We start from the raw sequence: 24,659 nt of genomic DNA, 5'->3' as shown, positions 1-24,659 counted from the left end.
GGCGGTTGCGCTTGCGGCGAGAACCGGCTGCTGCCTGATCCTGCGTTATGACCGGGCGGGCTCTCGCCCAGCCACTCCGGAGGTTCGGAGCAGCCGCAGCGTGTGCCGCGCGATCATGCGTTCTTCGTCTGTCGCGACGACGAAAATTGGCGTCCGGCTGCGTTCGGCATCGATACGCACGTCGTTGCGCCGGTTGGCCTCGGCCTTGAGCGACTGTCCTGCCCAGTGCAGGCGATCCACCACGTTCTGTCTGACCTGCCAGGCGTTCTCGCCGACGCCGGCCGTGAAGACGATGCCGTCGATGCCACCGAGCGTGACGGACAGGCTGGCGATGGCTTGCGCGACACGCAGGCTAAAGAAGTCGATCGCCATTGCCGCCTCAGGCCTCTCGCTGTCGAGCAACTCGCGCACATCGTTGCTGATGCCGGACAGGCCGAGCAGGCCACTTTCCTGATAGAGCATATGGCCGACTGCGGCCGGGCTCATGCCCTTCTGCTCGATCAGATGCAGGACGACACCGGGATCGAGCGAGCCCGAGCGCGTTCCCATTGGCAGTCCGTCGAGCGCGGTGAAGCCCATCGTCGTCTCGATGCTGCGGCCGCCCTGCAAGGCGCAGACGGAAGACCCGGAGCCGAGATGGGCGATGATCACCCGCTTGTCCGCAATTTCCGGTGCGATGCCGTATAGTGCCTGAGAAACATATTCATAGGACAGGCCATGGAAGCCGTAGCGCCGGACGCCCTCGTCATAGAGCGCACGCGGCAGGGCGAAGCGGTCTGAGAGTTCGGGATGGCCGCGATGGAAGGCCGTGTCGAAGCAGGCGACCTGCGGCAGGTCGGGCCGGCGTTGGCGCAGCACGCGGATCGGGTCGAGATTGCTGAGCTGGTGCAGTGGTGCGAGCGGGATGAAGGTTTCGAGCGTCTTCATGACCGCGTCGTCGACCAGCACCGGCGCCGAATAGACCGGGCCGCCGTGGACGACGCGATGGCCGATGCCGATGATCACCATGTCCCGGATCTCGCCGGTGACCCAGTCGGCAACGACCTGCTGCGCTTGCGCCGAGTTCGCAACCTCCGCGACAGTGAAGCTGCGCTCGATCAGCAGCGTGCCGTCATGGCCTTTTGCCTTGAGCCGTGGACGGGTTCCGATTCCGTCCACGGCGCCGCCGATCATCAACTCGATATCATCGCCGGCGACGCGATAGAGCTTGAACTTGATGCTCGAGCTGCCGGCATTGACGACGAACAGGACCTCGTTCACCGGCTAGGCTCCGATTGGCTTGGCCTGCAGCAACGCATGGGCATAGAGCCCGGCAACGGCGCAGGAGGCGAGGCGGGTCCGGACATTGTCGGCGCGGCTGGTCAGGATGATCGGCACGCGCGCGCCGAGCACGATCCCGGCGGCATCGGCCCCGGACAGGAAGGTCAGGTTCTTCGCCAGCATGTTGCCGGCTTCGAGGTCGGGCACCACCAGGATCTGCGCGCGGCCTGCGACCGGCGAGACGATGCCCTTGATGCTGGCTGCCTCCGGGCTGATCGCATTGTCCAGCGCCAGCGGACCATCGAGCAGGCCTCCGGTGATCTGGCCGCGATCGGCCATCTTGCAGAGCGCTGCCGCCTCGATCGTACTCGGGATCTTGGTGGTCACGGTCTCCACCGCCGAGAGGATGGCGACCCTCGGCGCCCCCAGGCCGAGCCCGACATGCAGATCGATGGCGTTCTGGATGATGTCGCGCTTGGCGTCGAGATCGGGAAAGATGTTCACGGCCGCGTCGGTGATGAAGAGCGGCTCGGCATAGGACGGCACATCCATGATGAAGACATGGCTGACCCGCCGGCCCGTACGCAGGCCGGTCTCCTTGTTCGTGACCTCGGCCAGCAATTCGTCGCTGTGCAGGCTGCCCTTCATCAGCAAGGCCGCCTTGCCTGAATGCACGAGTTCGACCGCCTTGGCGGCGGACGCATGGCTATGGGGCGTATCGACGATCTCGAAACCCGCGATGTCGAGCCCATTCTCCTTTGCGGTCGCGATGATCCGCGCGGTCGGACCGACCAGGATGGGTTTGATCAGGCCCAGCGCCGAGGCGTCGAGGGCGCCTTTCAGGGAAGACTCGTCACAGGGATGGGCGACGGCCGTCGCGACCGGCGGAAGCGCCCGCGCCGTGGCGATCAGGCGCTCGTATTTGCCGCGCGCATCGCCTGACTTGGGGTCTGAGGCGGATTGGGAAGGCTGAACCATTCTGCGCCTCACTTCCTCGGTGATGATCTGCGGCGGGGCGCTGCCTTCGACGGGGTGTCGAGGACTGCTCGCTCTTGCACGGCCGTCTGGCTTGGCAGGCGGTGCAGATTGCTCGCGGTCTCGTGCAGCTCACGTGCCGGCGACGGGGCGGGAAACATCCTGCCGATCCGCTCGAAACGGGCAAGCGCTTCGCCTTCGAGAGGCCCTGCAGCGGTCAGAATGTCGTGAAATTCCTCGAGCGAAATATGGGGGGGCTCGGTTTGCAACACTGTGGCGATCGCTGCGACCGCCGCTTCGCCGTCGAAGCGCAGCATGAAGAACTGTTCGCGGACGTTGAGCTTGAACTGCTGGAGCGTCATGCCGTCGAGCTTTTGATGCTTGCCGTGCAGGCGACGCAGGACGGCAAAGATCCGTTCGTCGATGCCGCCGCGCGCCGCCAGGACGTACATCACCGCCCGCAGGATCGCGATCTTGGCGCTGACGCGGCCGACGCGTTGAGCCAGGTCGGAACGGCCTGCTTCGAGCGCTGCGACGCCGCGCTCGCGATCGGCCGGTTGAGGGCGCGCCGTCTCGTCGGTGACGCCGAGCCCCGCTTGCAAGCCAGGCGCGCCGTAGATCTGTTTGAAGACGAGTTCGGTCGTGGAATCCCGGATGTCGCGGAACAGGTCGAGCGAGGCGACGATGTTCTGCGAGATGATCTCCTGCCAGGCCAGGAATGGATTGTCCGGGGCCGCGGGCCGGCGGTGTTCCCGTACGAGTTCCGCCCAGCCGCTGACGCCGCGCATGAACGGGTTGTTGTGCGAAAAGATCTCGAACTGTGAGCGGAGCGGGTTGAGCCGGCGTTCCAGCTCTGCAGCGGGCGCCGTGGCAGCAGCCTGCACGAATGGGCGCAACCAGGTCTTGTAGAAACTCGCATTGATCTCGGAGACCTTGGCGACTGTCGCGAACCGGCGGTCATCCTCCGCCGTGTTCAGCCCCAGGGCGCGAATGTCATCGAGGCTGCGCGCCTCGAAGCGCAGGATATTGTTGCCGGTCACCAGATCCGCGTAGTCCTGGCCGGGCTCGCGCGGTGTGATAACCGCTTGCCAGAGCCCCGGCGGCAGGATGTCGATCAGATCCATGTTCTCGGTGAGCTCGGTATGCTCCTTCTTCGCCACGGAACTTGAAACGAAGACGCCGAGATGTCCGGCCTGCGGGTGGATGGAGTAGACGATCGTCTGCTCGGCTGCGATCAGCGCGAGGTCGCTTCCATAAAGATCTGTGATCCAGCCGAGCGCCTGCTGCGGCGGCGTGATGTTGTCGCCCCAGGAACAGAACACGACGATCGGCGAGGTGACTTCGCGCAGGTCGATCCGCTTGCCGGAAGAGAGCGTCACGTCCCCCTTGGTCAGCTTGTTGCCGACGAAGAGCTGTTCGACGATGAACTCGATCTCCTCGCGGTTGAGCAGCACGTGTCCGCCCCACCATTTCTCGAAGGAGAGAAAGCGGTCGGCCTCGGTATCGACCTTCGACCAGACATCGTAGAGCTTGCTCCACCACGTGTTGGCCGGGTTCAGGTTCTCGAAATTCTGAACGAGATAAGCGCCGTCGAAGATACCGGCGCCAAGGTCGCCGGTCAGCGAGGTAAGCCAGGAGCCACCGAGCATGCCGCCGGAATAGCGCATCGGGTTGAGGCCGTCCTTGCCGTTCCAATAAGCCAGCGGCGCGCCTGCGGCCATGATCGGCCCCATCAGCTCGGGCCGGGCGGCGGCGAGCCCGAGCACGGCCCAGCCGGCCTGGCAGTTGCCGATGACGCAAGGCTTGCCGGAATAGCCGGGATGACGCCTGGTGACGGCCTCGATGAAGGCGGCCTCGGCGCAGCCGACATCCTCGATCGTCTGGCCTCTCACCGGATCGGGCAGGAAGCCGATGAAATAGCAGGGATGTCCGGCAGCGAGCGCTGCGCCGATCTCGCTGTCGGGTTTCATGCCGCCAATGCCCGGCCCATGGCCGGCACGCGGATCGACGACGATGAAGGGGCGCGAGGACTCGTCCGTGACGACGCCTTCGGGCGCAATGATCCGGACCAGGCCGTAATTGACCGGGCGGGGCAGGCTACGGCCGCTCATGACGATCTCGAAGTCAAATCCGAGGACATTGGGAGCCGCCATCGCCAGATGGTCGAGGTAATTGTCGCCCCGCCGGCGCAACACATCGAGCATCAGCACGTTGCGCTGGGCGGCGTCGACCAGATACGCGGCGAGATCGGAGCCGGAATGGGCCGTCGCAGCCGCAGCGCCGGGCGACGTCGCGGAATATGCGCTCACCATATCGTTGTCCTCATATGGCCGGGGGCCGATACGTCAGAAACTTCACGATGATCTTTTGCACTGCAATATCACCAGACTGAGACGCCCGCGCAACCTATGCAAGAGGTGCTTGTCATATGCGGTATTCGCCGGTGCGGGGAATTGACTTCAATCAAGCCGGCTCGTCGGCAGGATATTCAGGGCAGGATGCGATAACTTCGGCCGGTATTCGACATGCGGTTCGGCGGAGGTGTTGGGGCGATCATGGGAATGGCGGTGACTGATGGCTGACAATGCAGTTCGGGGCTTGCACAACGCGAGCACGATCGAACTGAGCCTGATCGATGGCGCGCAGTTGTTCAACACGCTCGATCCGTTTCCCTTCCGCCAGCGCGACCTGTCGGCGGATGCCGAGCAGTACATCGTCGAATGGGCCGAGGAGCTACCGAAGGATCGCGCCATTGAAATCGTCATCGACATCGCAGCGGACGGCGGGGCTGCGCCCGATCTAGGCGCGGCCATCGGCAATTGGTTCGACGGACGCGCGCGATCTGAGACAAAGGCGATGCGGCAGCTGTTCCGGGACGGTCGCTTGGCCTTCCTGATCGGCCTCATCGTCCTGAGCGCCTGTCTCTTCATCGGCTGGTGGCTGTCGGAGCGTATCGAAGGGCCGTTCGCGCGCGTGCTTCAGGAGAGCTTCGTGATCATCGGCTGGGTCGTGATCTGGAGGCCGGCCGAGATGTTCCTCTACGACTGGTTGCCCATGCTTCGCCGGCGGACGCTTTATCGGCGCCTTGCCGCGGCGCGGGTCACGGTGAGGAAGACGCCCGCACCGACGAAGGCGGCGGGCACCTAGACCATCGCACTGCATCTCCCGTCCGATTCGAAGACCTGACTTTCTGTGTTTGCATCGGCCTTCCCGAGGGCTGCAATCCACTGTTCGGGCCGATACGCGAGGCGGCTTGCGCTCAGACCGGTTCGATAGCGACCAGAATGTCGCCGGCTGCCACCGTCGATCCGGCCCGCGGTCCGATCCGTTGAACCGTTCCGCCGGCGGGGCTCTTCAACTCCATGAAGAGCTTCATCGATTCCAGCACGGCCACGATCTGCCCGGCCTCGACGGTGTCGCCGGCGCCGACATGCAACGCCGCAAGTGTTCCTGGCATCGGTGCCCGCACGGTGTTGCCGGAATCGCCGCCCGCATCGCGGCGCGCTGCCGCTGCCTCGATCGCAAGCGCGATTTCGATCCGGCCTTCGAAGCCGCCGAGGCGCAGGAGCAGACCCTGGGTGTCGCAGACGGCGTATGCCATCTGGCTCGCCCCGCTCATGGCTACCACCCACTCGGCGTCCGAGCCACCGCGGCGGAGCGCGATATCATGTTGGCCACCTGCTGACGCGACACGCAGGAAGCCATCATGGGTTTCGATGGCGAGCCGCGCCGCGCCTGCACCGGCTCCGATGGCCAGATGCGTCGTCGCTGGCCTTCCGGCAGGCGCGAGCAGGCGAAAGCCCTTGAGCGCACGCCATGGCGTGCCGTCCGGCTCGGCCCCGCGCGCCGTGAGCCAGAGGGCTGCGGCCACGGCATTGAGCAGGTCTTGCGGTACGGCTTGCGGCTTCCAGCCTCCCGGAAAATTCTCGCTCAGGAACAGGGTCGTGGCCTCGCCCTTCGTGAAGCTCGGTGTCCTCAGGGCATCCGCCAGGAACGCGCGGGTGGTCGCCGGCCCGAGCACCACCATCCCATCCAGCCCTCTGGCGAGCCGCTGGGCCGCGCTCGTGCGATCGGGCGCATGGGCGATGACCTTGGCGAGCAGGGAATCGTAATGCGGCGTAACCTCGCTGCCGGCTGCAATGCCGCTGTCGACGCGCGCCGCCAGCGGTTCCCGCCACAGCCTGATCACGCCCGTATCGGGCCGGAAGCCCTGGTCCGCGCGCTCGGCCGTCAGCCTGGCTTCGATGGCGTGGCCTGAGCAGCGGATCTCACCCTGGGCCAGCGGCAGGGGCTCGCCTGCTGCGATGCGGATCTGCCATTCCACCAGATCGAGCCCGGTGATCGCTTCGGTGACCGGGTGCTCGACCTGCAGGCGCGTGTTCATCTCAAGGAAGAACACCTCCTGCGTCACGGCATCGACGAGGAATTCGACGGTCCCGAGATTGTCGTAGGAAATCGCGCGCGACAATCTCAAGGCGTAGTAATGCAGGGCTGCGCGTGTCTCATCCCGCAGGTTCGGGGCTGGCGCTTCCTCGATCAGTTTCTGGTTGGAGCGCTGCACCGAGCAATCTCGCTCGAAGAGATGGACGATGGCGCCGTGCCTGTCGCCGGCGACCTGGACCTCGACATGGCGCGGGCGCGTCACGAATTTCTCGATCAGCAGGCGCCCGTCTCCGAATGCGGCCTGTGCCTCGCTGCCCGCTGCGGAGATGGCCGCATCGAGATCCTCCTCCCGTTCGACCTTGCGGATGCCTTTGCCGCCGCCACCGGCAGAGGCCTTGACCATGACGGGCAGGCCGATGCGCAATGCTTCCCGCTTCAGCACGTCGCGGGACTGGTCGGCCCCGTCATATCCGGGCACGCCCGGCACGCCGGCCTCGCGCGCGATCTGCTTGGAGCGGATCTTGTCGCCCATGGCGTCGATGGCGGCGGCCGAAGGGCCGATGAAGGTGACGCCTGCCTTTTCGCAGGCTGCGATCAGGTCGAGCCGTTCCGAGAGAAAGCCATAGCCGGGATGGATCGCCTGGGCGCCCGTCGCCAGCGCAGCCTCGATGATCCGCTCGGCTCTCAGATAGCTGTCGCGGGCGGGGGCCGGGCCGATGGCGATGGCCTCGTCTGCGAGGCGCACATGCAGCGCGTCGCGGTCCGCGTCCGAATGGACCGCAATGGCGCGGATGCCGAGACGGCGGCAGGTCTTGATGATGCGGCAGGCGATCTCGCCGCGATTGGCGATCAGGATGCTCTCGAACATGGCGCGGTCACATCCGGTAGACGGGGCGAGGGGAGGTGTCGCGCGCTTCGCCAGCGGCAAGCGAGAGGCACAGGCCGAGCACGTCGCGCGTCTGGGCCGGCTCGATGATCCCGTCATCCCAGAGCCGTGCAGTCGCATAATACGGGTCGCTCTGCTCCTCGAACTGGGCCCGTGTCTTGCGATCGAGTTCAGCGATCGCTGCCTCGTCGGCAGCGCCCTTCAGGCTCTGGCGGCGCAGTTCCGTGACGACGGTGGCTGCAACCTCGGGGCTCATCGTGGCGATGCGGGCATTCGGCCAGGAGAACAGGAAACGTGGCCGGAAGCCGCGCCCACACATGCCGTAATTACCGGCGCCATAGGAGCCGCCGATCAGCACGGTGTATTTGGGAACGCGCGCATTCGAGACGGCATAGACCAGCTTGGCCGAATGCTTGGCGATGCCCTCGCGTTCGGCTGCGGTGCCGACCATGAAGCCGGTGATGTTCTGCAGGAAGATCAGGGGGATCTGTCGCTGGTCGCAGAGCTCGATGAAATGGGCGCCCTTCAGCGCCGATTCTGAGAAGAGCACGCCATTATTGGCGATGATGCCGACGGGGTGGCCGTGGATGCGGGCGAAGCCGGTGACGAGTGTTGCGCCATAGTCGGGCTTGAAGGCGTTGAAGCTGCTGTCATCGACAATGCGGGCGATCACCTCACGCACATCATAGGGTCTGCGCAGGTCGGTCGGGACGATCTGCTCGAGCTCGGCCGCATCGAACTTCGGCGGCACGGGCGGGTAGGGTGCTGCGCCGAGCTTGCCGATCTCGCCGAGCGAGCCGACGATCTCGCGGAGCTTGGCGAGGCCCTCCATTTCCGTTGCGACCAGATGGTCGCTGACCCCAGAGACCTGGGTGTGCATCTCGGCCCCGCCCAGGGTCTCGCCATCGACGATCTCGTGGATGGCCGCCTTCACGATCGGTGGGCCGCCGAGATGGATACGCCCGGTACCCCTGACCATGATCACTTCGTCGGACAGCGCCGGAATATAAGCGCCGCCAGCGGTGCAGCCGCCGAAGACGAGCGAAATCTGGGAAATGCCGGCCGCCGACATCCGGCATTGGTTGTAGAAGGAGCCGCCGAAATGGTCGCGGTCCGGGAAGACCCGGTCCTGTTCCGGCAGGAAGGCTCCGCCGCAATCGACCAGGTAGAGGCAGGGCAGGCGATGCTCCTCGGCGATTTCCTGCGCCCTGAGATGCTTGCGCACGGTCTCGGCGAAGAACGAGCCGCCCTTCACCGTCGCGTCATTGGCGATCAGCATGCAGGCGCGGCCGGAGACGGTGCCGATGCCGGTAACGATGCCGGCGCCGGGCACCTCGTTGCCGTAGAGCCCCCAGGCCGCCAGCGGCGAGAGTTCGAGGAAGGGTGACTGGGCGTCGAGCAGCAGGTCGATGCGCTCGCGCACCATGATTTTGCCGCGCGTTTCGTGCCGCTCGCGCATTCGGGGACCGCCGCCATTGGCGACGAGGGCATGGCGCTCGCGCAGGGTGGCGAGCATCTCGGTGAGAGGCGGGGGCACGTTTGCGCGCGCTTCGCTCGTGGAGCCTGCAGACATGGTTCCTCCCGCCTCGGCGCTCGCCCTTGATCTCGTCGATCAAGTCACCTACCGTCCGTTAGGTAGGCGAATATGCGCCAAGAGGTCAAGCAGCGGGAGAGTGCAATGACGGCGGTGGACAGACCGGGGCCCGCGGCCGACGAAGAGCTGCGCCGCTCGCCCTATTTCACCGAGGAGCACGAGGCGCTGCGCGATCAACTGCGCCGCTTTGTCGATACCGAGATCAAGCCGCATGCGCTGGCCTGGGAGGAGGCTGGTTTCGTGCCGCGGGAGGTGCTGCGCCGCATGGGCGAACTCGGCTTCTTCGGCATCCGCTACCCCGCCGAATTCGGCGGCTCGGAAATGGATACGCTGGCGACCGTGATCCTTGCCGAGGAGCTCGGCCGCTCCACTTTCTCCGGCGTCGCCATCACCGCACTCGTCCATACCGACATGGCTTCTGTCCATGTATTCAATGCGGGCAGCAAGGCGCAGCACGCCCGCTACATGCCGGACATCATTGCCGGCAAGACGATCTGCGCGGTGGCGGTGACAGAGCCTGACGCGGGTTCGGATGTGAAGGGTATCCGCACCACGGCGCGGCGCGAGGGCGAAACCTACGTCCTGAACGGCGCCAAGATGTTCATCACCAACGGCGTCCATGCGGATCTCTACTGCGTCGCCGCCAAGACCGATCTCTCGGCCAGGCCCTCGCAATCGGTCTCGATCTTCCTGGTCGAGAAGGGAACGCCCGGTTTCCGGGTCTCGCGCGCGCTCGACAAGCACGGCTGGCGCTCTTCCGATACCGCCGAACTCGTCTTCGAGGAGTGCCGCATCCCGGCCGCGAACCTGCTCGGCCAGGAGGGGCGAGGCTTCTACGCGATCATGCGCAACTTCCAGAATGAGCGCACGGTCATCGGCGCGATGGCGATGGGCGAGGCACAGGCCGCGCTCGATCTCACGCTGGATTATGTCCGCACTCGAAAGGCCTTCGGGGCTCCGCTCTGGGAAAAGCAGGCCATCCGCCAGAAGCTCGCCATGCTCTCCGCCAAGGTCGAGGCGGGGCGCCAGCTCGTCTATCATGCCGCCTGGCTCGACGCCCGGGGCGCTGAGGCCACGCGCGAGGTCTCGATGGTCAAGGCGTATTGCGGCGAACTGGTCAACGAGGTGATGTATGCCTGCCTGCAGTTCCATGGCGGCATGGGGTTCATGCGCGAAAGCGCCATTGAACGCCTGACGCGGGATGCGCGGGTCCAGTCGATTGGCGGCGGGGCCACCGAGGTCATGCTGGAAGAGGTGGCGAAACGGTTGTGAGCATTCAGACGACCAAGGCGGAGCGCGGTGCCGTAGAAGGGGGAGCGCGCCGGCTGATCCTCGACACGGCTGCGCGCCTGCTGCGCCAGGGCGGATATCACCAGACCACCCTGCGCGAGATCGCCGAGGCGGTCGGTATCCGCAAGGCCAGCCTCTATTATCACTTCGCGTCGAAGGAGGAGATCGTCGAGGCCGTCGTCAATGACGGGGTTCGCTTCGTTCAGGAGGCGGTGGTTGCCGCTTTGCAGGAAACCGAGGGGGCCGAGCCGCGTGCCCGGTTGGAATGCGCGATTCGCGCGCATCTGACGGCGCTGCATGGCCATGGCGATTACACCTCGGCGAGCATCAAGGCCTTTGCCTTCGGCGCGATGTCGGTGCCGGACAGCGTGCGCAGGGTTCGCCGCGCCTATGAGGACGTCTGGCGCTTCCTGATCGCGGAGCTTCAGGGCGCCGATGTGATCGCCGCAGAGCGTTCGCCGGAGGCGCTGCGCCTCTTCCTGCTCGGCGCCCTCAATGGCTCCACAGACTGGTACCGCCCCGGGCGCTTCGACATCCCAGAACTGGCACGCGAATTTGCTGCCTTGATTGCGCCGCGGGGCGGCCTGGTCGGGCCGGGTTGACCGTTGCACTGCAGCAATTTCCGGCCGCTTTAACGCGGTTTTGACCTTCGTCGCGTAACCCCCCGGTATGCAACGCGACAGTTTGTTCCGATTTGGCGGAGAATTCCGCGATTTTGGCCGTGAGGAGACCTTCCAGGCGGCCCGGTTGCCGGAGACCCTCCGGCAGTGCCGGCTGATCTTCCTGATTTCGGCGCTGCTCAACACCTTCTTCCTCGTCAGCGACTGGCGCTTCTTCGGGACGCCACATTTCCTGGTCGCCGTGTCCGCACGCTTCGCCGTCGTGGCGGTGTCGATTCTCTGTGCGCTCCTGATCCGCAGGGCGACCCGCTTCAAGCAGGCCGAAGCGGTGACCGCCCTGTGGGAGGTCGGTTGCGCCGTGGCGGTTGCCTTCCTGGTCAGCTCTCGCAGCGATCTGGCGCTGTTCGTCGTGCTGTTGCTGCCCTCCATCTTCTATCTGGTGGCGCCGATATCCTTCCGCTGGACGTTCATCCTCGGTTTCTGCACCAGCGTGCTCATGCTGGTTGGCTATCTCGGGGTGGGCCCGTATCCGAGCACCTTCGTCGGGTTGGTGCTCGTGTTGGCGATGTTGAACTTCGCGTTGGGCCTGGTCGTGATCCACGCCAACCGCCTGAGGCGGCTGGAATGGACTGCGACCCAATCCGAGCGTGCTGCAAAGGAGGAGCTCGACGAGAGCCGCGCGATGATCGAGCGCCTCTTCATGGCCGTGCCGATCCCGCTTGTCGTCACGTCGGTGGCGGATGGGCGCTTCGTCCGGGCCAATGATGCGGCGCTGCGCTTCTTCGGCAAGGGGACCGGAGGCGATCTGCGCGAGGTGGCCGTGCCGGATGTCTTCGTCGATGCGAAAAGCCGGCGCAGCTTGACCCGGCAATTGCTTCGCGGCGAGCATGTCGGCGAGTTCGAGGTTGCGATCCGCGACGGATCCGGCACGAGCCGTGACGCGTTGATCACCGCGACCTCCTTGTCGATGGGCCAGTCCTCGACGATCGTCGCCGGCATTGTCGACATCACCGAGCGCAAGGCCGCCGAAGCGCGTGTCCGTTGGCAAGCGACGCATGACGCGCTGACGGGCCTGCCGAACCGGTTGCTCTTCCATGAGCGTCTGCAGGAGGCTCTTGCCGATCTCGGCGATGGCGCGACCGTGAGCCTGTTCCTGGTCGATCTCGACGATTTCAAGTCGGTCAACGACACGCTTGGGCACGATGCCGGAGATGCCTTGCTGAACGAGGCAGCCGCGCGCCTCCTGCGCCACACTGCCCCCGGAGATCTCGTCGCGCGCCTGGGCGGTGACGAATTCGTGGTGCTCTCGACCGAGACGATGGACGTGCCCGAGGCTCAGGCCAAGGCGGAGCGGCTGCTGACGGCGCTGCGTGCCCCGCTCAGCCATCTCGGGCACGCCATTTCCTCGCGCGCCAGCCTCGGCATCGCGCTGGCGCCACAGCATGATCGCGTGCCGATCGAGCTGATGAAGGATGCCGATCTCGCGCTCTATCGCGCCAAGGCCCTGGGCCGGAACATGGCCGTCGTCTATGACAGTGGCATGCGCGAGGCGATGAACGCGCGCGTCGCCATTTGCCGTGAGTTGGCCGAGGCGCTGACGCAGGACCGCATCCTGCCCTTCTATCAACCGCAGATTTCACTGGTCACTGGTGCCATCGATGGCCTTGAAGCGCTGGCACGGTGGCGCCATCCCGAACGCGGGATCGTGCCGGCTGCCGCGTTCGTCCATGGGTTGGACGATCCGGAAACGGCTTCTGCGATCGGCGATGTCATCCTGCGCAAGGCGATTGCCGACCTGAGCAACTGGCTCGCAACGGGGATTGCGGTCCCGCGCGTCTGGGTCAATCTCGCGCCGGCGGTGTTCCGCGATCCGCAGTTTTCGCAGAAGCTGCTTGCCCAGCTGGCGGCGGCGGGCGTGCCGACATCCTGCTTCGGCGTCGAGGTCACCGAGACCGTGCTCCTCGCCCGCACCGCCGGCGATGCGGAACGCGCGCTGAAGACGCTTCGCGAGAACGGTGTCTGCGTTGCGCTGGACGATTTCGGCACCGGCTATGCGTCGCTCACCCATCTCAGGCGCTTCCCCGTCGATGTGATCAAGATCGACCGCGGATTTGTCCGCCATCTCGATGAGGGCGGGGAGGATGCTGCGATCGTGCGCGCGATCATCAACCTCGCGGCCGACCTGAAGCTGGATCTCATCGCGGAGGGGGTCGAGACACGACAGCAGGAGGCCTTCCTGCGCCAGTGCGGCTGCAACTTCGCGCAAGGCTATCGCTACTCCCGCCCGGTTCCGGCGAACAGGGTGCCATGGCTGAGCCAGCAGTCTGGCCTGCAGCCGGTTGAACCCGCCATGGATGCAGACCGGGGCGGCGTGGCTGCGGCCTGACCACGCGCCCGGCGCTTGCTAAGCATGTCGTTGCAAGCTCGCGCACCATCGAGGGGATGGTGCAGATCAACAATCCGAGGACCGTTTCCGCATGCGCGCCTTCTATCACCCGGACCAGTCGCTCCACGATCCGCAGCAATACATGCGCTTCGGCCGCGTTGTCGCGCCGAAGGACCTGCCGGAACGCACGGAGCAATTGCTGGGCGCGCTCGCCCGCCATGGCATCACGCCAGAGCGCCCCGGCGCTCACGGCGTCGACCCGATCCTGGCCGTGCACAGCGAGGAATTCGTCCGCTTCCTCGAGACGCTGTGGGAGCGCTGGGTCCAACTGCCCGAGCGTGGTCCCGAGGCATGGCCCAACACCTTCCCCTATTGGAGCGGCAGGGTCGATGAGGACATGCGTCCGCCTTGTCGGCCGACGGGCCTGATGGGCCAGCTCGGCTGGTTCCTCGGCGATCTGTCCGTGCCGGTCGGCGAGCACTGCTGGACCTCGACATTGCGCTCGGCCGAGACCGCTGTCTCAGGTGCCGACGCCGTCCTGGCCGGCGAGCGCGCGGTCTATGCGCTTTGCCGCCCGTCCGGCCACCATGCCCGCGCGGACCGCGCCACCGGCTTCTGCTACATCAACAATACGGCGGTTGCGGCCCAGCGCCTGCGCTCCAAGTTCGGCAAGGTCGCGATCCTTGATGTCGATGCGCATCATGGCGACGGCACGCAGCAGATCTTCTACCGCCGCTCGGACGTGCTGACGATCTCGGTCCATGCAGATCCGGTGAACTACTATCCCTTCTTCACCGGCTATGCGGACGAGCGCGGAAACGGTGCGGGCGAGGGCTTCAATATCAACCTGCCGCTCGCCCATGGCGCGGGGGGCGCCGAGATGGAGGCCACCGTCGATCGTGCCGGCGAGGCCATCCGGGACTTCGGCGCCGAGGCACTGGTCATTGCGCTCGGCTATGACGCGCACAAGGACGACCCGATCGGCGTGCTCAAGCTCGAGGCTTCAGATTTCGGCACGATCGGCCGGCAGGTGAAGGCCATGGGATTGCCGACCCTGGTGGTGCAGGAAGGCGGCTATGCGATCGAGGCGATCGGCGGCTGCCTCGACAGCTTCCTGACCGGCTTTGGCGCCTGAAAACGGCGCCCGCGTGTTTGTCCGGCCCAGGGCCGGGCAGCTGGCCTTGAAGTCACTATCGGTCAACAAGGACGCGGAGGCCGGGCAAGCCCGGCCTCCGCGAAGTTCAGATCACCGCTTCGATCAGGAACGGCCCCTTCCGGGACAACGCGCCCTGGAACAGCTTGGTGAACTCCTCGGCGGTGGTCGCACGGCCTGCTTCGACGCCCATGCCGCGCGCCATCGAGACCCAGTCGAGCGCCGGCTCGTCGAGGTTGAGCATCAGCTTGGCGTTGCGGCCGAAATCATTGACGCCAACGGCGCGCATCTCGCCATGCAGGATCTGATAGGTCCGGTTGGCGAAGACCACCGTGACAACGTCGAGATTCTCGCGCGCCTGCGTCCACAGGCCCTGAACCGTATACATGCCGGAGCCATCGGCCTGCATGCCGATGACCTTGCGGTCCGGGCAGGCCACCGCTGCGCCGATCGCGAGCGGAATGCCCTCGCCGATCGCGCCGCCGGTGAGCTGGATATAATCGTGCTGCGGGGCGTTGTGGCACTGCTGGTAGAAGACGCGGCCCGATGAGACCGACTCGTCGCAGATGATGCTGTTCTCGGGCAGGAGCGTCGCCACGATCGTGCAGACCTTGTCGGCGTCGAGTGCGCCGGTCGGCAGGGCGGTGGCCTCTTTGCGAGGCTCCGCGACATAGACTGGTTGGCTCTGGCGCGCGCCGAGCTCATCGGCCAGCGCCTCGATCGCGAGCGGCAGGTCGTCGCCGATCTCGGCGAGCGTCACCACCGCGCAGCTGTCCTGGATCAGGCGGCCGGGCTTGCCGGGATAGGCAAAGAAGCCGACCGGCACCTTGGCGCCGACCAGAATCAGCAAGTCGATATCCTTGAGCGCTTCGAGCGCGATATCGACCGGGTAGGGCACCTTCGGCAGGGCGACACGGCCTACGCCGCGCTCGATGCGGCCATTCGACATCTGGCCGAAGACGCGCGCGCCGGTGACGGCGCAGATCCGCGCCGCCATCGCCATCGGGCCTTCGCGCAAGGCCATGTTGGTCATCATCAGGGCAGCGCGCTTGCCGTGCTTGCGCAGGGCGGCCGCGGCCTCCTTCACAGCCGTCATATCGACCGGTTTCAGCTTCGGCACGGCGACCGGGGCAAGCTTGGCCGGCTCGACGCTGCCCCAGGCGCAATCGGCCGGAAGGATCACGGTGGTCACGCCCGGCAGCGACATCGCGGCGGCATAGGATTCGCCGATCGCCGGGCCGACATCCTCGGGCGTCGTGATGCGACGGACGAAATGCGACATCGGCTGGGCCAGGCTTTCGATATCGCTGGTCAGCGGCGCGTCATGGACGAGGTGATAGGTCGCGTGATCACCGACCACGTTGATCATCGGCGTCCAGGCCCGCCTTGCATTGTGCATGTTGGCAAGGGCGTTCGCCATGCCGGGGCCGCAATGCAGCAGCGTCGCGGCCGGCTTGTCGGCCATGCGCGCATAGCCGTCGGCCGCGCCTGTCACCACGCCCTCGAACAGGCCAAGCACGCAGCGCATCTCCGGCTTGCGGTCGAGCGCCGCGACGAAGTGCATTTCGGAGGTGCCGGGATTGGCAAAGCAGACATCAACGTCATTGACGAGGAGGGTGTCGCAAAGGCGGTCGGCGCCGTTCATTCTGGAAGACCTCTTGGGAAATGCGCGGCGCGCAGGGCCGTGCGAAGGGAACGGAACCCTCGCCCGGTGTCAAACAAGAGAAATTTATCAGCTTCGTTCAGGAAACTGATCGCCGCCTTGACGGATTTGCATATGCATTTAACCTGCTTTGGAACGAAGGTTGCATCCCGCGTCGGATGAGGCGATGGGCTAGGGCCTCACCGGCGCGAAAGACATCAACCAGGGGAAGGGTTTCGTCATGACAGGTTTGAAGCGTATCGGAGCTGCGGCCGGACTTGGCTTCGCGGCGCTGCTGGCTGCCTCGGGCGCGCAGGCGCAGACCAAGGTTTCGATCGGCATTTCCGGCTGGACCGGTTTCGCGCCGCTGGTACTGGCCAAGGAAGCCGGCATCTTCGCCAAGAACGGCCTCGACGTGACGATCAAGAAGATCCCGCAGAAGGACCGTCACCTCGCCATCGCCTCGGGCGATATCCAGTGCGCCGCCACGACCGTCGAGACCTGGATCGTCTGGGACGCCGCCGGGATCAAGACCAAGCAGCTCTTCCAGCTCGACAAGAGCTATGGTGCAGACGGCATGGCGGTGCGCAGCGCGACCGGTTCGATCAAGGATCTGAAGGGCAAGACGGTAGCGGCCTCCGCGCCCGGCACGTCGCCCTATTTCGCGCTTGCCTGGTTCCTCAAGGAAAACGGCATGTCGGTGAAGGACGTGACCGTCGTCAACATGGAGCCCGGCCCGGCAGCCCAGGCCTTCATCGCGGGCCAGAATGACGCGGCCATGACCTATGAGCCCTATCTCTCGGCAGTGCGCGACAAGCCGGATGCCGGCAAGATCATCGCGACCACGCTCGATTATCCGATGGTGATGGACACCTTTGGCTGCACGCCGGCCTTCATCGCGGGCAACGAGGCTGCCGTGAAGGGGCTGACCAAGAGCTATTTCGAGGCGCTCGAACTGATCAAGGCCGATCAGGCCAAGGCCTATGGCATCATGGGAGCCGACGTGAAGCAGTCCGGCGAGCAGTTCGGCAAATCCGCGGGTTACCTGCGCTGGTCGGATGCCGAGGGCAACAAGAAGTTCTTCTCCGGCGAGTGGCAGGCCTTCACCACCAAGGCGGCCGATCTGCTGCTCGAGATCGGCCTGATCAAGTCGAAGCCCGATATCACCACGCTGGTCGATACACGCTTCGTCTCGGGCGGTGCGATGTGACGATCCTGCCGGACGTGCTTGCGCCACGTCTGGGAATCGTCTTTTGCGGCACTCAGGCCGGGCGCGCCTCAGCCTTGCGGCGCGCCTATTATGCCGGACCGGGAAACAAGTTCTGGTGGGTGCTTCACGCCATCGGCCTTCTTCCCCGGCAATTCAGGCCTGAGGATTTTCCTCATTTGCTCGACCATGGGTTTGGTCTCACCGACGTCGCGAAAGCGACCTCCGGACCGGATGCCGCGCTCGTTCGTGCTCATTTCGATGTTGAAGGGTTCTTGATGAAGATGCGTGCGACGGCTCCGGCCTTCATCGCCTTCAACGGCAAGCGGGCGGCCGAGGCCGTGCTGGGTCAATCCAGTGCCGCCATCGGCTATGGCCGCCAGCCGGTCGATGTCGCGGGTTGCGCAACTTTCGTGCTGCCATCGACCTCCGGCGCGGCCTCGGGCTTCTGGTCGGTCGAGCCCTGGCAGGAACTGGCCACGGCCTGGCGTTCGCGGGCGATTTGACGATGAAGCCGCTTCAGCCCGTTTCCGTCCCGTCCCGCGTCGCGCTGGGGCTCGGCTTCTTCGTACTCTTCGTTGCGCTCTGGTCGGTCGCAACCTTCGGCGGCTATGTCCAGCGCCTCTTCCTGGCCGATCCGCTGACCATGGTCGGGGAGGGCTACAAGCTGCTCGTCGAATACGGCTTCGCGTTCGATATCGGCATGACGATCTGGCGTGTCCTCGGCGGCTTCATCCTCGCGGTCATCGTCGCGCTGCCGCTCGGCATCTTGATGGGCGCCTACAAGCCGATCGAGGCCTTCTTCGAGCCCTTCGTCTCCTTCGCGCGCTACCTGCCGGCCTCGGCCTTCATCCCGTTGCTGATCCTCTGGGCCGGCATCGGCGAGACGCAGAAGCTGCTCGTCATCTTCATCGGCTCGGTCTTCCAGATCATCCTGATGATCGCCGTCGCGGTGGGCTCGATCCGGCGCGATCTCGTCGATGCAGCCTACACGCTGGGCGCCAGCGACCGTTCCGTGGTGATGCGCGTGCTGCTGCCCAATGCTGCGCCCGAGATCGCCGAGATCCTGCGCATGGTGCTGGGCTGGGCCTGGACCTATGTCATCGTCGCCGAGCTGATCGGCTCCTCCTCCGGCATCGGCCACATGATCACCGACAGCCAGGCGCTGCTGAACACCGGGCAGATCATCTTCGGTATCATCGTCATTGGCCTGATCGGGCTGATCTCGGATTTCCTGTTCAAGGCGGTCAATCAGCGCCTCTTCCCCTGGGCCGCGAAATGAGCAAGCTCATCATCGACAACGTCGGAAAAGCCTTCCCTGCGCGTCATGGCGGGCAGGCGACGCGGGCCTTGATGCCGACCTCGCTCAGCGTCTCCGACAACGACTTCATCACTATTCTCGGTCCCTCCGGCTGCGGCAAGTCGACCTTGTTGCGCATGATCGGCGGGCTGGAGACGCCGACGGAAGGGCGTATCCTGCTCGATGGCGAGACGGTGACAGGGCCCGGTGCGGATCGCGGTTTCGTCTTTCAGAGCTATACCCTCTTTCCCTGGCTGACCGTGGCGCAGAACATCGCCTTCGGCCTGCGCGAGAAGGGCGTGCCGGAGGCCGAGCGGCTGCGGATCGCCGCCGACTGGGCTGGACGCATCGGTCTCAAGGGCTTCGAGAGCCACTTCCCCAAGCAGCTGTCGGGCGGCATGCAGCAGCGCACCGCGATCGCGCGTGCCCTCGCCAATGATCCAAAGATCCTGTTGCTGGACGAGCCCTTCGGCGCGCTCGACAACCAGACACGCGCCCTGATGCAGGAAATGCTGCTCGGCATCTGGGAGCGCGAGCAGAAGACCGTGCTCTTCGTCACCCATGACGTCGAGGAGGCGATCTTCATGGCCTCGCGCGTCGTGGTGATCAGCGCCCGGCCGGGACGCGTCAAGGCGGACATCCCGGTCGACCTCCCGCATCCGCGGCCCTACACGATCAAGACGAGCCCGGAATTCGTCGCGCTCAAGGAGCGGCTGGTCGAGGAGATCCGGGCAGAGGTGATGGCGAGCGCGGCTTAACCCGCGCTGCGACTGTGCAAGCCCGCGTGGTGGCTCGCACTGGCAGGGGTCAGGATCGAGCGACTTTGGGCGTCCGTGGATCCCCTTCAGGCAGGATTTCGGGCTGCTTGAAGGTAACGCCGTTCGGCGTCGGTATCGGCGTCTGTGTCACCACATATTGCGGCTGGCCCTTGAAACCGGGATCTCCGGGGGGAGGTGTCAGGAGTTGGAGCCGCAGCAGCATCGCTGAGTCCTCATGGGTCGTATTGTGGCAATGGGTCACATAGGCCCCGCCGAACTCGCCGAAGCGCACCTGGAACTTCACCTTGCCCGAGGGCCGCAGGCGCCAGACGTCCTTGCGCACCAGCCGTTCCGTCGCAGGAATGGCAGCGCCGCCGCGGTCGATGGTGACGCCCTCCTCGAAATGGAGGTGGATCGGATGATCCCAGCCGCCACCGCCATTGACGAGGGTCCAGTGTTCGACTTCGCCGGGCTTCGGGATCAGGAGGGAGATGCGGTTGGCGTTGAGCGAGTGCGCCGCCTGGCCGTTGACCTTGATGGTCCAGGGAAAGGAATCGGCATTGCCGCAATCGGGAATGCACTGCCCGGGGTCCCCACCCCCTGATCTGCCGAATTCCAGGGTCCGCTCGCGCACCGGCGCCACGATCGGGATCTGGCTGGTCAGGGTCTTGGCTCCGGACCGCCATTCGGGGTCGGTGAAATTGACGCTGCGATCCTTGTCGAGCGGATTGTTGGAATTGTAGATCTTGCCGGGATTGTCGGTGCTTTGCAGCGAATTCACGACCCGGAACTCAAGGAAGGGACCGACGCAAGGGTCATCATTGCCGCCCTTGAGCGCCCTATCGATCGAGACAGCGCCGTCTGGCCTGCGCCCGTCGGTCTGCTGCAACAGGTTCACCAGATAGATGCTGTCGCCCGGGGCGAAGGCAGAAAAATCGACGACGATGTCGTAGCGCTCCGCAACGCCTTGCTCGTCCAGCTCGGTCAGGGCGATCGGACTGACAACCAGGTTCCCGTCATTGGCAATGAAGTAGATCGGAACTTTGGTGGCTTGCGCGAAGCGAGCGCTCTTGTTGACACCGAGGGCAAGTTTGACGAACCGCGCGACGGAGACATTCAGGAGGCGGAAACGGTAGCGTCGCGGCAGCACCTCGAAAAACGGGTAGTAGGTGCCGTTGACCAGCAGGATATCGCCCAGGAAGCCATCGGTATCGAAGATGTCGAACCGAAGTTGCCCGTTCGCGTCGAAGGCCGGGTTCGTGATCGCGAGGTTGATGTCGAAATCGACATTGCCCCATGTGAGCTGCGAACCGCTCGGCAGGCGCAGGTTGATGCCGTCATCGAGGTCTTCTCTGCCGCGATCTGGTCCACTGTACACGTTGAAGACAGCAAACATGCCCTTGTACACGTTGTCCGCGGTGAAGAAGAAGCGGTGATCGTGGAACCAGAGGCTGCCCTGGATTTCCCGGAAGTCCCCCGGGACCTGGACGAGCCCGTCACCGTCATTGGGACCGGAACTCTTTCGCGCAAAATCGCGGTCGCCCGTCGGCCAGACGCTCGGCAAATCGCGCCGCGCCATGGCCATGGCCCAGTGGTAGTCGTAGAACGTCCCCGGAAAATGGAAGGCATTGCAGGCACCGTCGCTCTCGGCGCCGTTATGAGCGTTGTGGAGATGGACCGAACTCTCGTTCCGCCCGAAGCCGCCATTGGTTGCCCTGTCTACTGGCAGATCATTGTAGATCCGCGTCAGGATCGGCTCGCCATAGCGCGCCTTGATCAGAACGGGTCTCCCTATCCCAGTACGCAGGCCGGAAACACTCCCTGACTGCCCGGGTTGCCGTGGACCGAAGGACCACACCGAGTTCGCGTTCTGGTCCGGCAGCCCCTGGCCAAATGAGACGCCCGGACGCGCTTGTCCGAGTGACAGGAGATAACCCTGCTTCGGATAGAGTTCTTCCCAGCGCTGATGCGCGAAGAACTCCCCAGGCGGGCGTCCTTCGAGCGGCCCGACGCCGGTCACCGGGTTGCGAAAGGCCGTGCCTCCGGAGTTAGTGAAGTCGGTGTGATACGAGAAGTTCCTGGCGGCCAGTTCCGTGCCGCCTCCACCCGTCTGCCAGGCCGCATCGCTATTCGGCAGGCGCAGCAGGGGGATCGGCCTCTGAAGCTCGGCCCGCGGCATCGGCGTCTGGAACTTGATCGCGCCGAAAGTCGGGCTGCGCGGCAGGCTGTCGGCATAGGCGCTCCCGACGAAGCGGCTAAGCCCGTTCTTCGCGATCAGAAGCCCGCCGGTAGCGAAATATCCCCAGCGCAGCAGATCGCGTTTGGTGATCTGGCCCAAGGCGAGAGCCTTGTTGATCTCGAGCCGGCTCTTCAGAGCGCGCTCTGCGTCCTTCAACCGGAAGCCAGTGGTCGTGCGTGGAAGATACATGCCTGCCTCCCCGCAATCGAAAGGCCGAACGGATAGACTCCCCCTGCATGATTATACCGATGAGGTCGGACACCGTGGAGAGACGAAGGTCGGACAAATTGGCAAACTAAAGTCTGCGACCTTGGTCGCGCCCAGCCATCTCGGCTGGATTGGGCCAGGACCTCCTTCGAGGCCGCTTTGCCAGTGCGAGCGTGACGCTGGGGGCATGACACCGCCCAGCGGGGAGATTTGCCTGCAACTGCATATTGACAGGCCCGACAGTATGGTGGTTCGTTCCCCATAATTGGCCTGACCACATGGCCAAATTGACCTCGGTGCTGCCGAGGCAGGGGATGGACCGGGGAGTGACACGTGCCGCTCGAAGCCGTCGAGTCGCCGCGCCTTTATCGCCAGATCGCCGATCAGCTGCGTCATCTCATTGACCGGCAGGAGTTCCCCGTTGGCGCACGCCTGCCACCTGAGCGGGAACTCGCGGAAAAGCTCGGCGTCTCTCGTCCTTCAGTGCGCGAGGCGCTGATCGCGCTCGAGGTCGAGGGGCGGGTGCGTATCCGCATGGGCTCCGGCGTCTACGTGATCGATCCGCCCCGTCCGGTTCCCAGCGCCATCCTTGTCTCCGATGATGCGCCCGAGGGGCCTTTCGAGGTCCTGAAGGCCCGCGAGCTGGTGGAGAGCGCGATCTGCGCCGAGGCGGGAGGGCAGGCAACGGGCGAGGATCTCGCCCGCCTCGATGAAATCCTGCGCGGAATGGAGGCTCCCGGATTGCCGAGCGACGAACTCGTCGCGCTCGATCGCGCCTTCCATGTCGCTATCGCGGGAATCCTGGGGAACTCCGTTCTGGCCCGCCTTGTTGGTACGTTGTTCGACCAGCGCATCAATCCGTATTTCCAGCAACTCGCGAGCTATTTCGAGAACGAAACGTCCTGGCGCGCCGCCGTCTCCGAGCATCGGGTCATCCGTGATGCGCTGGCCGCTGGATCGGGAGAGGCGGCGAGCACGGCGATGCGCCGGCACCTGCGCTGCTCGCAGGAGCGGTTCTCGCAGAGTTTCGGCGAAGGGGGTTCAAGCGGGCAGGAGAGCGTCAACTCCTGCCTGGCCAGCAAGAACTGACGCCAAGCAACGATCTTCGAGTCCATGGGAGGACACCTGATGAAGAGCTATTTGACACTGGCTGCAGCCTTTGCCGCCGGCCTCGTTCTTGCCGGGGCGCCGGCCCAGGCCCAGACCAAGCTGAAATGGGCGCATGTCTACGAGACGTCCGAGCCGTTCCACACCGAGTCGGTCTGGGCTGCGGACGAGATCAAGAAGCGCAGCAACGGAAAATACGAGATCACGGTCTACCCGGCCTCGCAGCTCGGCAAGGAAACCGACATCAACCAGGGCCTGACGCTGGGCACCGTCGATATGATCATCTCGGGCTCGAGCTTCGCCGCCCGTGCCTTTGCGCCGATCGGCGTGACCTATTACCCCTTCATCTTCCGCGGCCCGGACCACCTCCTCGCCTATGTGAAGAGCGACGTCTTCAAGGAGATGGCGAAGGGCTACCAGGAGAAGAGCGGGCACCAGATCCTGGCCGTCACCTATTACGGCACGCGCCACACCACCTCGAACAAGCCGATCAAGACCTGCGCAGACATGAAGGGGCTGAAGATTCGCGTGCCGGACGTGCCGGCCTACCTCGCCATGCCGCGCGCCTGCGGCGCCAACACGACACCGATCGCCTTCGCCGAGGTCTATCTCGCGCTCCAGAACGGTACGGTCGAGGCACAGGAGAATCCGCTCAACACGATCGAAGCGAAGAAGTTCTACGAGGTGCAGAAGCATATCGTCCTGACCGGACATATCGTCGACCACCTCAACACGGTCGTTTCCAAGCAGCTCTGGGACAAGCTCTCGCCGGAAGACCGCAAGATCTTCACCGACGTCGCGCAGGAGGCTGCCGAGCGTGCGACCAAGAAGATCCAGTCCGACGAGGTCAAGCTCGTGCAGGTCTTCAAGGACAAGGGCCTGTCGGTCACCGAGATCGACAAGGCCGACTTCCTCGCCGCCGTACAGAAGAATGTCAGCTTCGAGCAGTTCGGCTACCGCAAGGCCGACTGGGAGCGCATCCAGGCGATCAAGTGATCTGATCCGTCGCATCGGGCCGGTCTTTGACCGGCCCTTTTTTGTCCTCACGCCGAGCCGAGGCCGTTGATGTCGAGCGAGACCCCGCAGGAGATCCACATCCCCGTCACCAGCGAGGAGATCGCGCATGTCTTCGACGAGGCGCCGCCGCCTGCCGATCTGAGCGGCTATGGCGTCGAGGACTGGGTGACGCTCGCCGCCTTCTGGCTGATGGTCGGTTGCGTCGTGCTGCAGTTCTTCACGCGCTATGTCCTGAACGATTCCTACGCCTGGACCGAAGAGATCGCGATCTACGCGCTGATTGTCGTCGTCTTCCTCGGCGCCTCGATGTGCGTGCGGGCCTCGCGCCATATCCAGGTCGATTTCATCTACCGCTACCTGTCGCCCGGCATGGGGCGGATCCTGTCGACGGGCGTCGATCTCTTGCGGATCGCCTTCTTCGGCTATGCTACCTGGCTCATGTACAAATATGCGTCGCTCATCCCTGATGAGATGATGACGACGATCCAGTTTCCGAAGTCGATCGTCTTCAATGCCGTCGTCATTGCCTTCGCGCTGATGACGCTGCGCTCGATCCAGGTCGCCTGGCAGAATGCACGACGTGGCTATTCCGTACTGGAACGGCCTTCGGCGTTCGACGGCTCGGAGGCCTGAGG

19 protein-coding genes are annotated in these 24,659 nt (G+C 64.9%); 12 read left to right on the top strand and 7 right to left on the bottom strand.

Annotated features, from left to right (window positions below):
• Nucleotides 1-45: 45 nt before the first annotated feature.
• The 3 genes from BIWAKO_RS05045 to BIWAKO_RS05035 are packed head-to-tail and all read right to left on the bottom strand — an operon-like array spanning nt 46 to nt 4,547.
• The gene (locus BIWAKO_RS05045) at nt 46-1,260 is read right to left on the bottom strand and encodes an acetate/propionate family kinase (RefSeq protein ID WP_069877606.1); all 1,215 of its coding nucleotides are present in this window, start codon (nt 1,258-1,260) and stop codon (nt 46-48) included.
• A gap of 3 nt (nt 1,261-1,263) precedes the next feature.
• Nucleotides 1,264-2,238, bottom strand: a complete 975-nt coding sequence (locus BIWAKO_RS05040) for a phosphate acetyltransferase (protein WP_069877605.1) — start codon at nt 2,236-2,238, stop codon at nt 1,264-1,266.
• Nucleotides 2,239-2,246: 8 nt separating this feature from the next.
• Nucleotides 2,247-4,547: a DUF3141 domain-containing protein gene (locus tag BIWAKO_RS05035; protein WP_069877604.1), complete on the bottom strand. Its 2,301-nt coding sequence runs from the start codon at nt 4,545-4,547 to the stop codon at nt 2,247-2,249.
• Nucleotides 4,548-4,809: 262 nt separating this feature from the next.
• On the opposite strand from BIWAKO_RS05035, the gene BIWAKO_RS05030 reads away from it, so the two are divergent.
• Nucleotides 4,810-5,382, top strand: coding sequence for a hypothetical protein (locus BIWAKO_RS05030; protein WP_069877603.1), 573 nt, complete (start codon nt 4,810-4,812; stop codon nt 5,380-5,382).
• A 112-nt stretch (nt 5,383-5,494) separates the two neighbouring features.
• Here BIWAKO_RS05030 and BIWAKO_RS05025 read toward each other — a convergent pair whose 3' ends face one another.
• Both BIWAKO_RS05025 and BIWAKO_RS05020 read right to left on the bottom strand, forming a co-directional pair.
• Nucleotides 5,495-7,486, bottom strand: a complete 1,992-nt coding sequence (locus tag BIWAKO_RS05025; RefSeq protein ID WP_069877602.1) for an acetyl/propionyl/methylcrotonyl-CoA carboxylase subunit alpha — start codon at nt 7,484-7,486, stop codon at nt 5,495-5,497.
• Between the two features lie 7 nt (nt 7,487-7,493).
• On the bottom strand, nt 7,494-9,077 hold the full coding sequence (locus tag BIWAKO_RS05020; protein ID WP_069877601.1) for an acyl-CoA carboxylase subunit beta: 1,584 nt from the start codon (nt 9,075-9,077) through the stop codon (nt 7,494-7,496).
• Nucleotides 9,078-9,182: 105 nt separating this feature from the next.
• Between BIWAKO_RS05020 and BIWAKO_RS05015 the strand changes: the two genes are divergently transcribed.
• From BIWAKO_RS05015 to BIWAKO_RS05000, 4 genes are all read left to right on the top strand, one after another.
• On the top strand, nt 9,183-10,370 hold the full coding sequence (locus tag BIWAKO_RS05015; RefSeq protein ID WP_084652151.1) for an acyl-CoA dehydrogenase family protein: 1,188 nt from the start codon (nt 9,183-9,185) through the stop codon (nt 10,368-10,370).
• The gene (locus BIWAKO_RS05010; RefSeq protein WP_084651163.1) at nt 10,367-10,990 is read left to right on the top strand and encodes a TetR/AcrR family transcriptional regulator; all 624 of its coding nucleotides are present in this window, start codon (nt 10,367-10,369) and stop codon (nt 10,988-10,990) included. The genes BIWAKO_RS05015 and BIWAKO_RS05010 overlap by 4 nt, the downstream gene beginning before the upstream one ends.
• Before the next feature lie 145 nt (nt 10,991-11,135).
• A complete protein-coding gene (locus BIWAKO_RS05005) occupies nt 11,136-13,394 on the top strand; it encodes a putative bifunctional diguanylate cyclase/phosphodiesterase (protein ID WP_176733264.1) in 2,259 nt (752 codons plus the stop codon).
• A 91-nt stretch (nt 13,395-13,485) separates the two neighbouring features.
• Nucleotides 13,486-14,529 carry a histone deacetylase family protein gene (locus BIWAKO_RS05000; protein WP_069877599.1) on the top strand — a complete coding sequence of 348 codons (1,044 nt, stop codon included), beginning with the start codon at nt 13,486-13,488 and terminating at the stop codon, nt 14,527-14,529.
• A 106-nt stretch (nt 14,530-14,635) separates the two neighbouring features.
• Here the strand turns inward: BIWAKO_RS05000 and BIWAKO_RS04995 are convergent, their stop codons facing one another.
• Nucleotides 14,636-16,192 (bottom strand): acetolactate synthase large subunit, encoded by a 1,557-nt coding sequence (locus tag BIWAKO_RS04995; protein WP_069877598.1) that lies wholly within the window; start codon nt 16,190-16,192, stop codon nt 14,636-14,638.
• Nucleotides 16,193-16,430: 238 nt separating this feature from the next.
• Here BIWAKO_RS04995 and BIWAKO_RS04990 point away from each other — a divergent pair, with 238 nt between their 5' ends.
• Genes BIWAKO_RS04990 through BIWAKO_RS04975 form a run of 4 tightly spaced genes read left to right on the top strand, consistent with a single transcriptional unit; the run spans nt 16,431 to nt 19,454 of the window.
• Nucleotides 16,431-17,399 (top strand): ABC transporter substrate-binding protein, encoded by a 969-nt coding sequence (locus BIWAKO_RS04990; RefSeq protein ID WP_141739987.1) that lies wholly within the window; start codon nt 16,431-16,433, stop codon nt 17,397-17,399.
• Entirely contained in the window at nt 17,396-17,902 is a 507-nt protein-coding gene (locus BIWAKO_RS04985) for a mismatch-specific DNA-glycosylase (RefSeq protein WP_069877597.1), read from the top strand. Before BIWAKO_RS04990 ends, BIWAKO_RS04985 begins: the two co-directional genes overlap by 4 nt.
• Nucleotides 17,903-17,904: 2 nt before the next feature.
• Nucleotides 17,905-18,678, top strand: coding sequence for an ABC transporter permease (locus BIWAKO_RS04980; RefSeq protein WP_069877596.1), 774 nt, complete (start codon nt 17,905-17,907; stop codon nt 18,676-18,678).
• Nucleotides 18,675-19,454 carry an ABC transporter ATP-binding protein gene (locus tag BIWAKO_RS04975; RefSeq protein WP_069877595.1) on the top strand — a complete coding sequence of 260 codons (780 nt, stop codon included), beginning with the start codon at nt 18,675-18,677 and terminating at the stop codon, nt 19,452-19,454. The genes BIWAKO_RS04980 and BIWAKO_RS04975 overlap by 4 nt, the downstream gene beginning before the upstream one ends.
• 49 nt (nt 19,455-19,503) lie before the next feature.
• Here BIWAKO_RS04975 and BIWAKO_RS04970 read toward each other — a convergent pair whose 3' ends face one another.
• Nucleotides 19,504-21,882, bottom strand: coding sequence for a multicopper oxidase family protein (locus tag BIWAKO_RS04970; RefSeq protein ID WP_069877594.1), 2,379 nt, complete (start codon nt 21,880-21,882; stop codon nt 19,504-19,506).
• Between the two features lie 351 nt (nt 21,883-22,233).
• Between BIWAKO_RS04970 and BIWAKO_RS04965 the strand changes: the two genes are divergently transcribed.
• From BIWAKO_RS04965 to BIWAKO_RS04955, 3 genes are all read left to right on the top strand, one after another.
• Nucleotides 22,234-22,989 carry a FadR/GntR family transcriptional regulator gene (locus BIWAKO_RS04965; RefSeq protein ID WP_069877593.1) on the top strand — a complete coding sequence of 252 codons (756 nt, stop codon included), beginning with the start codon at nt 22,234-22,236 and terminating at the stop codon, nt 22,987-22,989.
• Between the two features lie 39 nt (nt 22,990-23,028).
• Nucleotides 23,029-24,003 (top strand): sialic acid TRAP transporter substrate-binding protein SiaP, encoded by a 975-nt coding sequence (locus tag BIWAKO_RS04960; protein ID WP_069877592.1) that lies wholly within the window; start codon nt 23,029-23,031, stop codon nt 24,001-24,003.
• 69 nt (nt 24,004-24,072) lie between these two features.
• Entirely contained in the window at nt 24,073-24,657 is a 585-nt protein-coding gene (locus tag BIWAKO_RS04955) for a TRAP transporter small permease (RefSeq protein ID WP_069877591.1), read from the top strand.
• Nucleotides 24,658-24,659: the final 2 nt, after the last annotated feature.

The sequence above is a fragment of the Bosea sp. BIWAKO-01 genome, assembly GCF_001748145.1.
Lineage (GTDB): Bacteria > Pseudomonadota > Alphaproteobacteria > Rhizobiales > Beijerinckiaceae > Allobosea.
The sequence above is the reverse complement of the archived record's forward strand: the minus strand, read 5'-3'. Positions and strand labels throughout refer to the sequence as shown.

Bases quoted from the DNA above. Each gene is read 5' to 3' on its own strand.
- BIWAKO_RS05040 (WP_069877605.1), bottom strand. From the start codon at position 2,238: ATGGTTCAGCCTTCCCAATCCGCCTCAGACCCCAAGTCAGGCGATGCG.
- BIWAKO_RS05035 (WP_069877604.1), bottom strand. From the start codon at position 4,547: ATGGTGAGCGCATATTCCGCGACGTCGCCCGGCGCTGCGGCTGCGACG.
- BIWAKO_RS05030 (WP_069877603.1), top strand. From the start codon at position 4,810: ATGGCTGACAATGCAGTTCGGGGCTTGCACAACGCGAGCACGATCGAA.
- BIWAKO_RS05025 (WP_069877602.1), bottom strand. From the start codon at position 7,486: ATGTTCGAGAGCATCCTGATCGCCAATCGCGGCGAGATCGCCTGCCGC.
- BIWAKO_RS05020 (WP_069877601.1), bottom strand. From the start codon at position 9,077: ATGTCTGCAGGCTCCACGAGCGAAGCGCGCGCAAACGTGCCCCCGCCT.
- BIWAKO_RS05015 (WP_084652151.1), top strand. From the start codon at position 9,183: ATGACGGCGGTGGACAGACCGGGGCCCGCGGCCGACGAAGAGCTGCGC.
- BIWAKO_RS05000 (WP_069877599.1), top strand. From the start codon at position 13,486: ATGCGCGCCTTCTATCACCCGGACCAGTCGCTCCACGATCCGCAGCAA.
- BIWAKO_RS04995 (WP_069877598.1), bottom strand. From the start codon at position 16,192: ATGAACGGCGCCGACCGCCTTTGCGACACCCTCCTCGTCAATGACGTT.
- BIWAKO_RS04990 (WP_141739987.1), top strand. From the start codon at position 16,431: ATGACAGGTTTGAAGCGTATCGGAGCTGCGGCCGGACTTGGCTTCGCG.
- BIWAKO_RS04980 (WP_069877596.1), top strand. From the start codon at position 17,905: ATGAAGCCGCTTCAGCCCGTTTCCGTCCCGTCCCGCGTCGCGCTGGGG.
- BIWAKO_RS04975 (WP_069877595.1), top strand. From the start codon at position 18,675: ATGAGCAAGCTCATCATCGACAACGTCGGAAAAGCCTTCCCTGCGCGT.
- BIWAKO_RS04970 (WP_069877594.1), bottom strand. From the start codon at position 21,882: ATGTATCTTCCACGCACGACCACTGGCTTCCGGTTGAAGGACGCAGAG.
- BIWAKO_RS04960 (WP_069877592.1), top strand. From the start codon at position 23,029: ATGAAGAGCTATTTGACACTGGCTGCAGCCTTTGCCGCCGGCCTCGTT.
- BIWAKO_RS04955 (WP_069877591.1), top strand. From the start codon at position 24,073: ATGTCGAGCGAGACCCCGCAGGAGATCCACATCCCCGTCACCAGCGAG.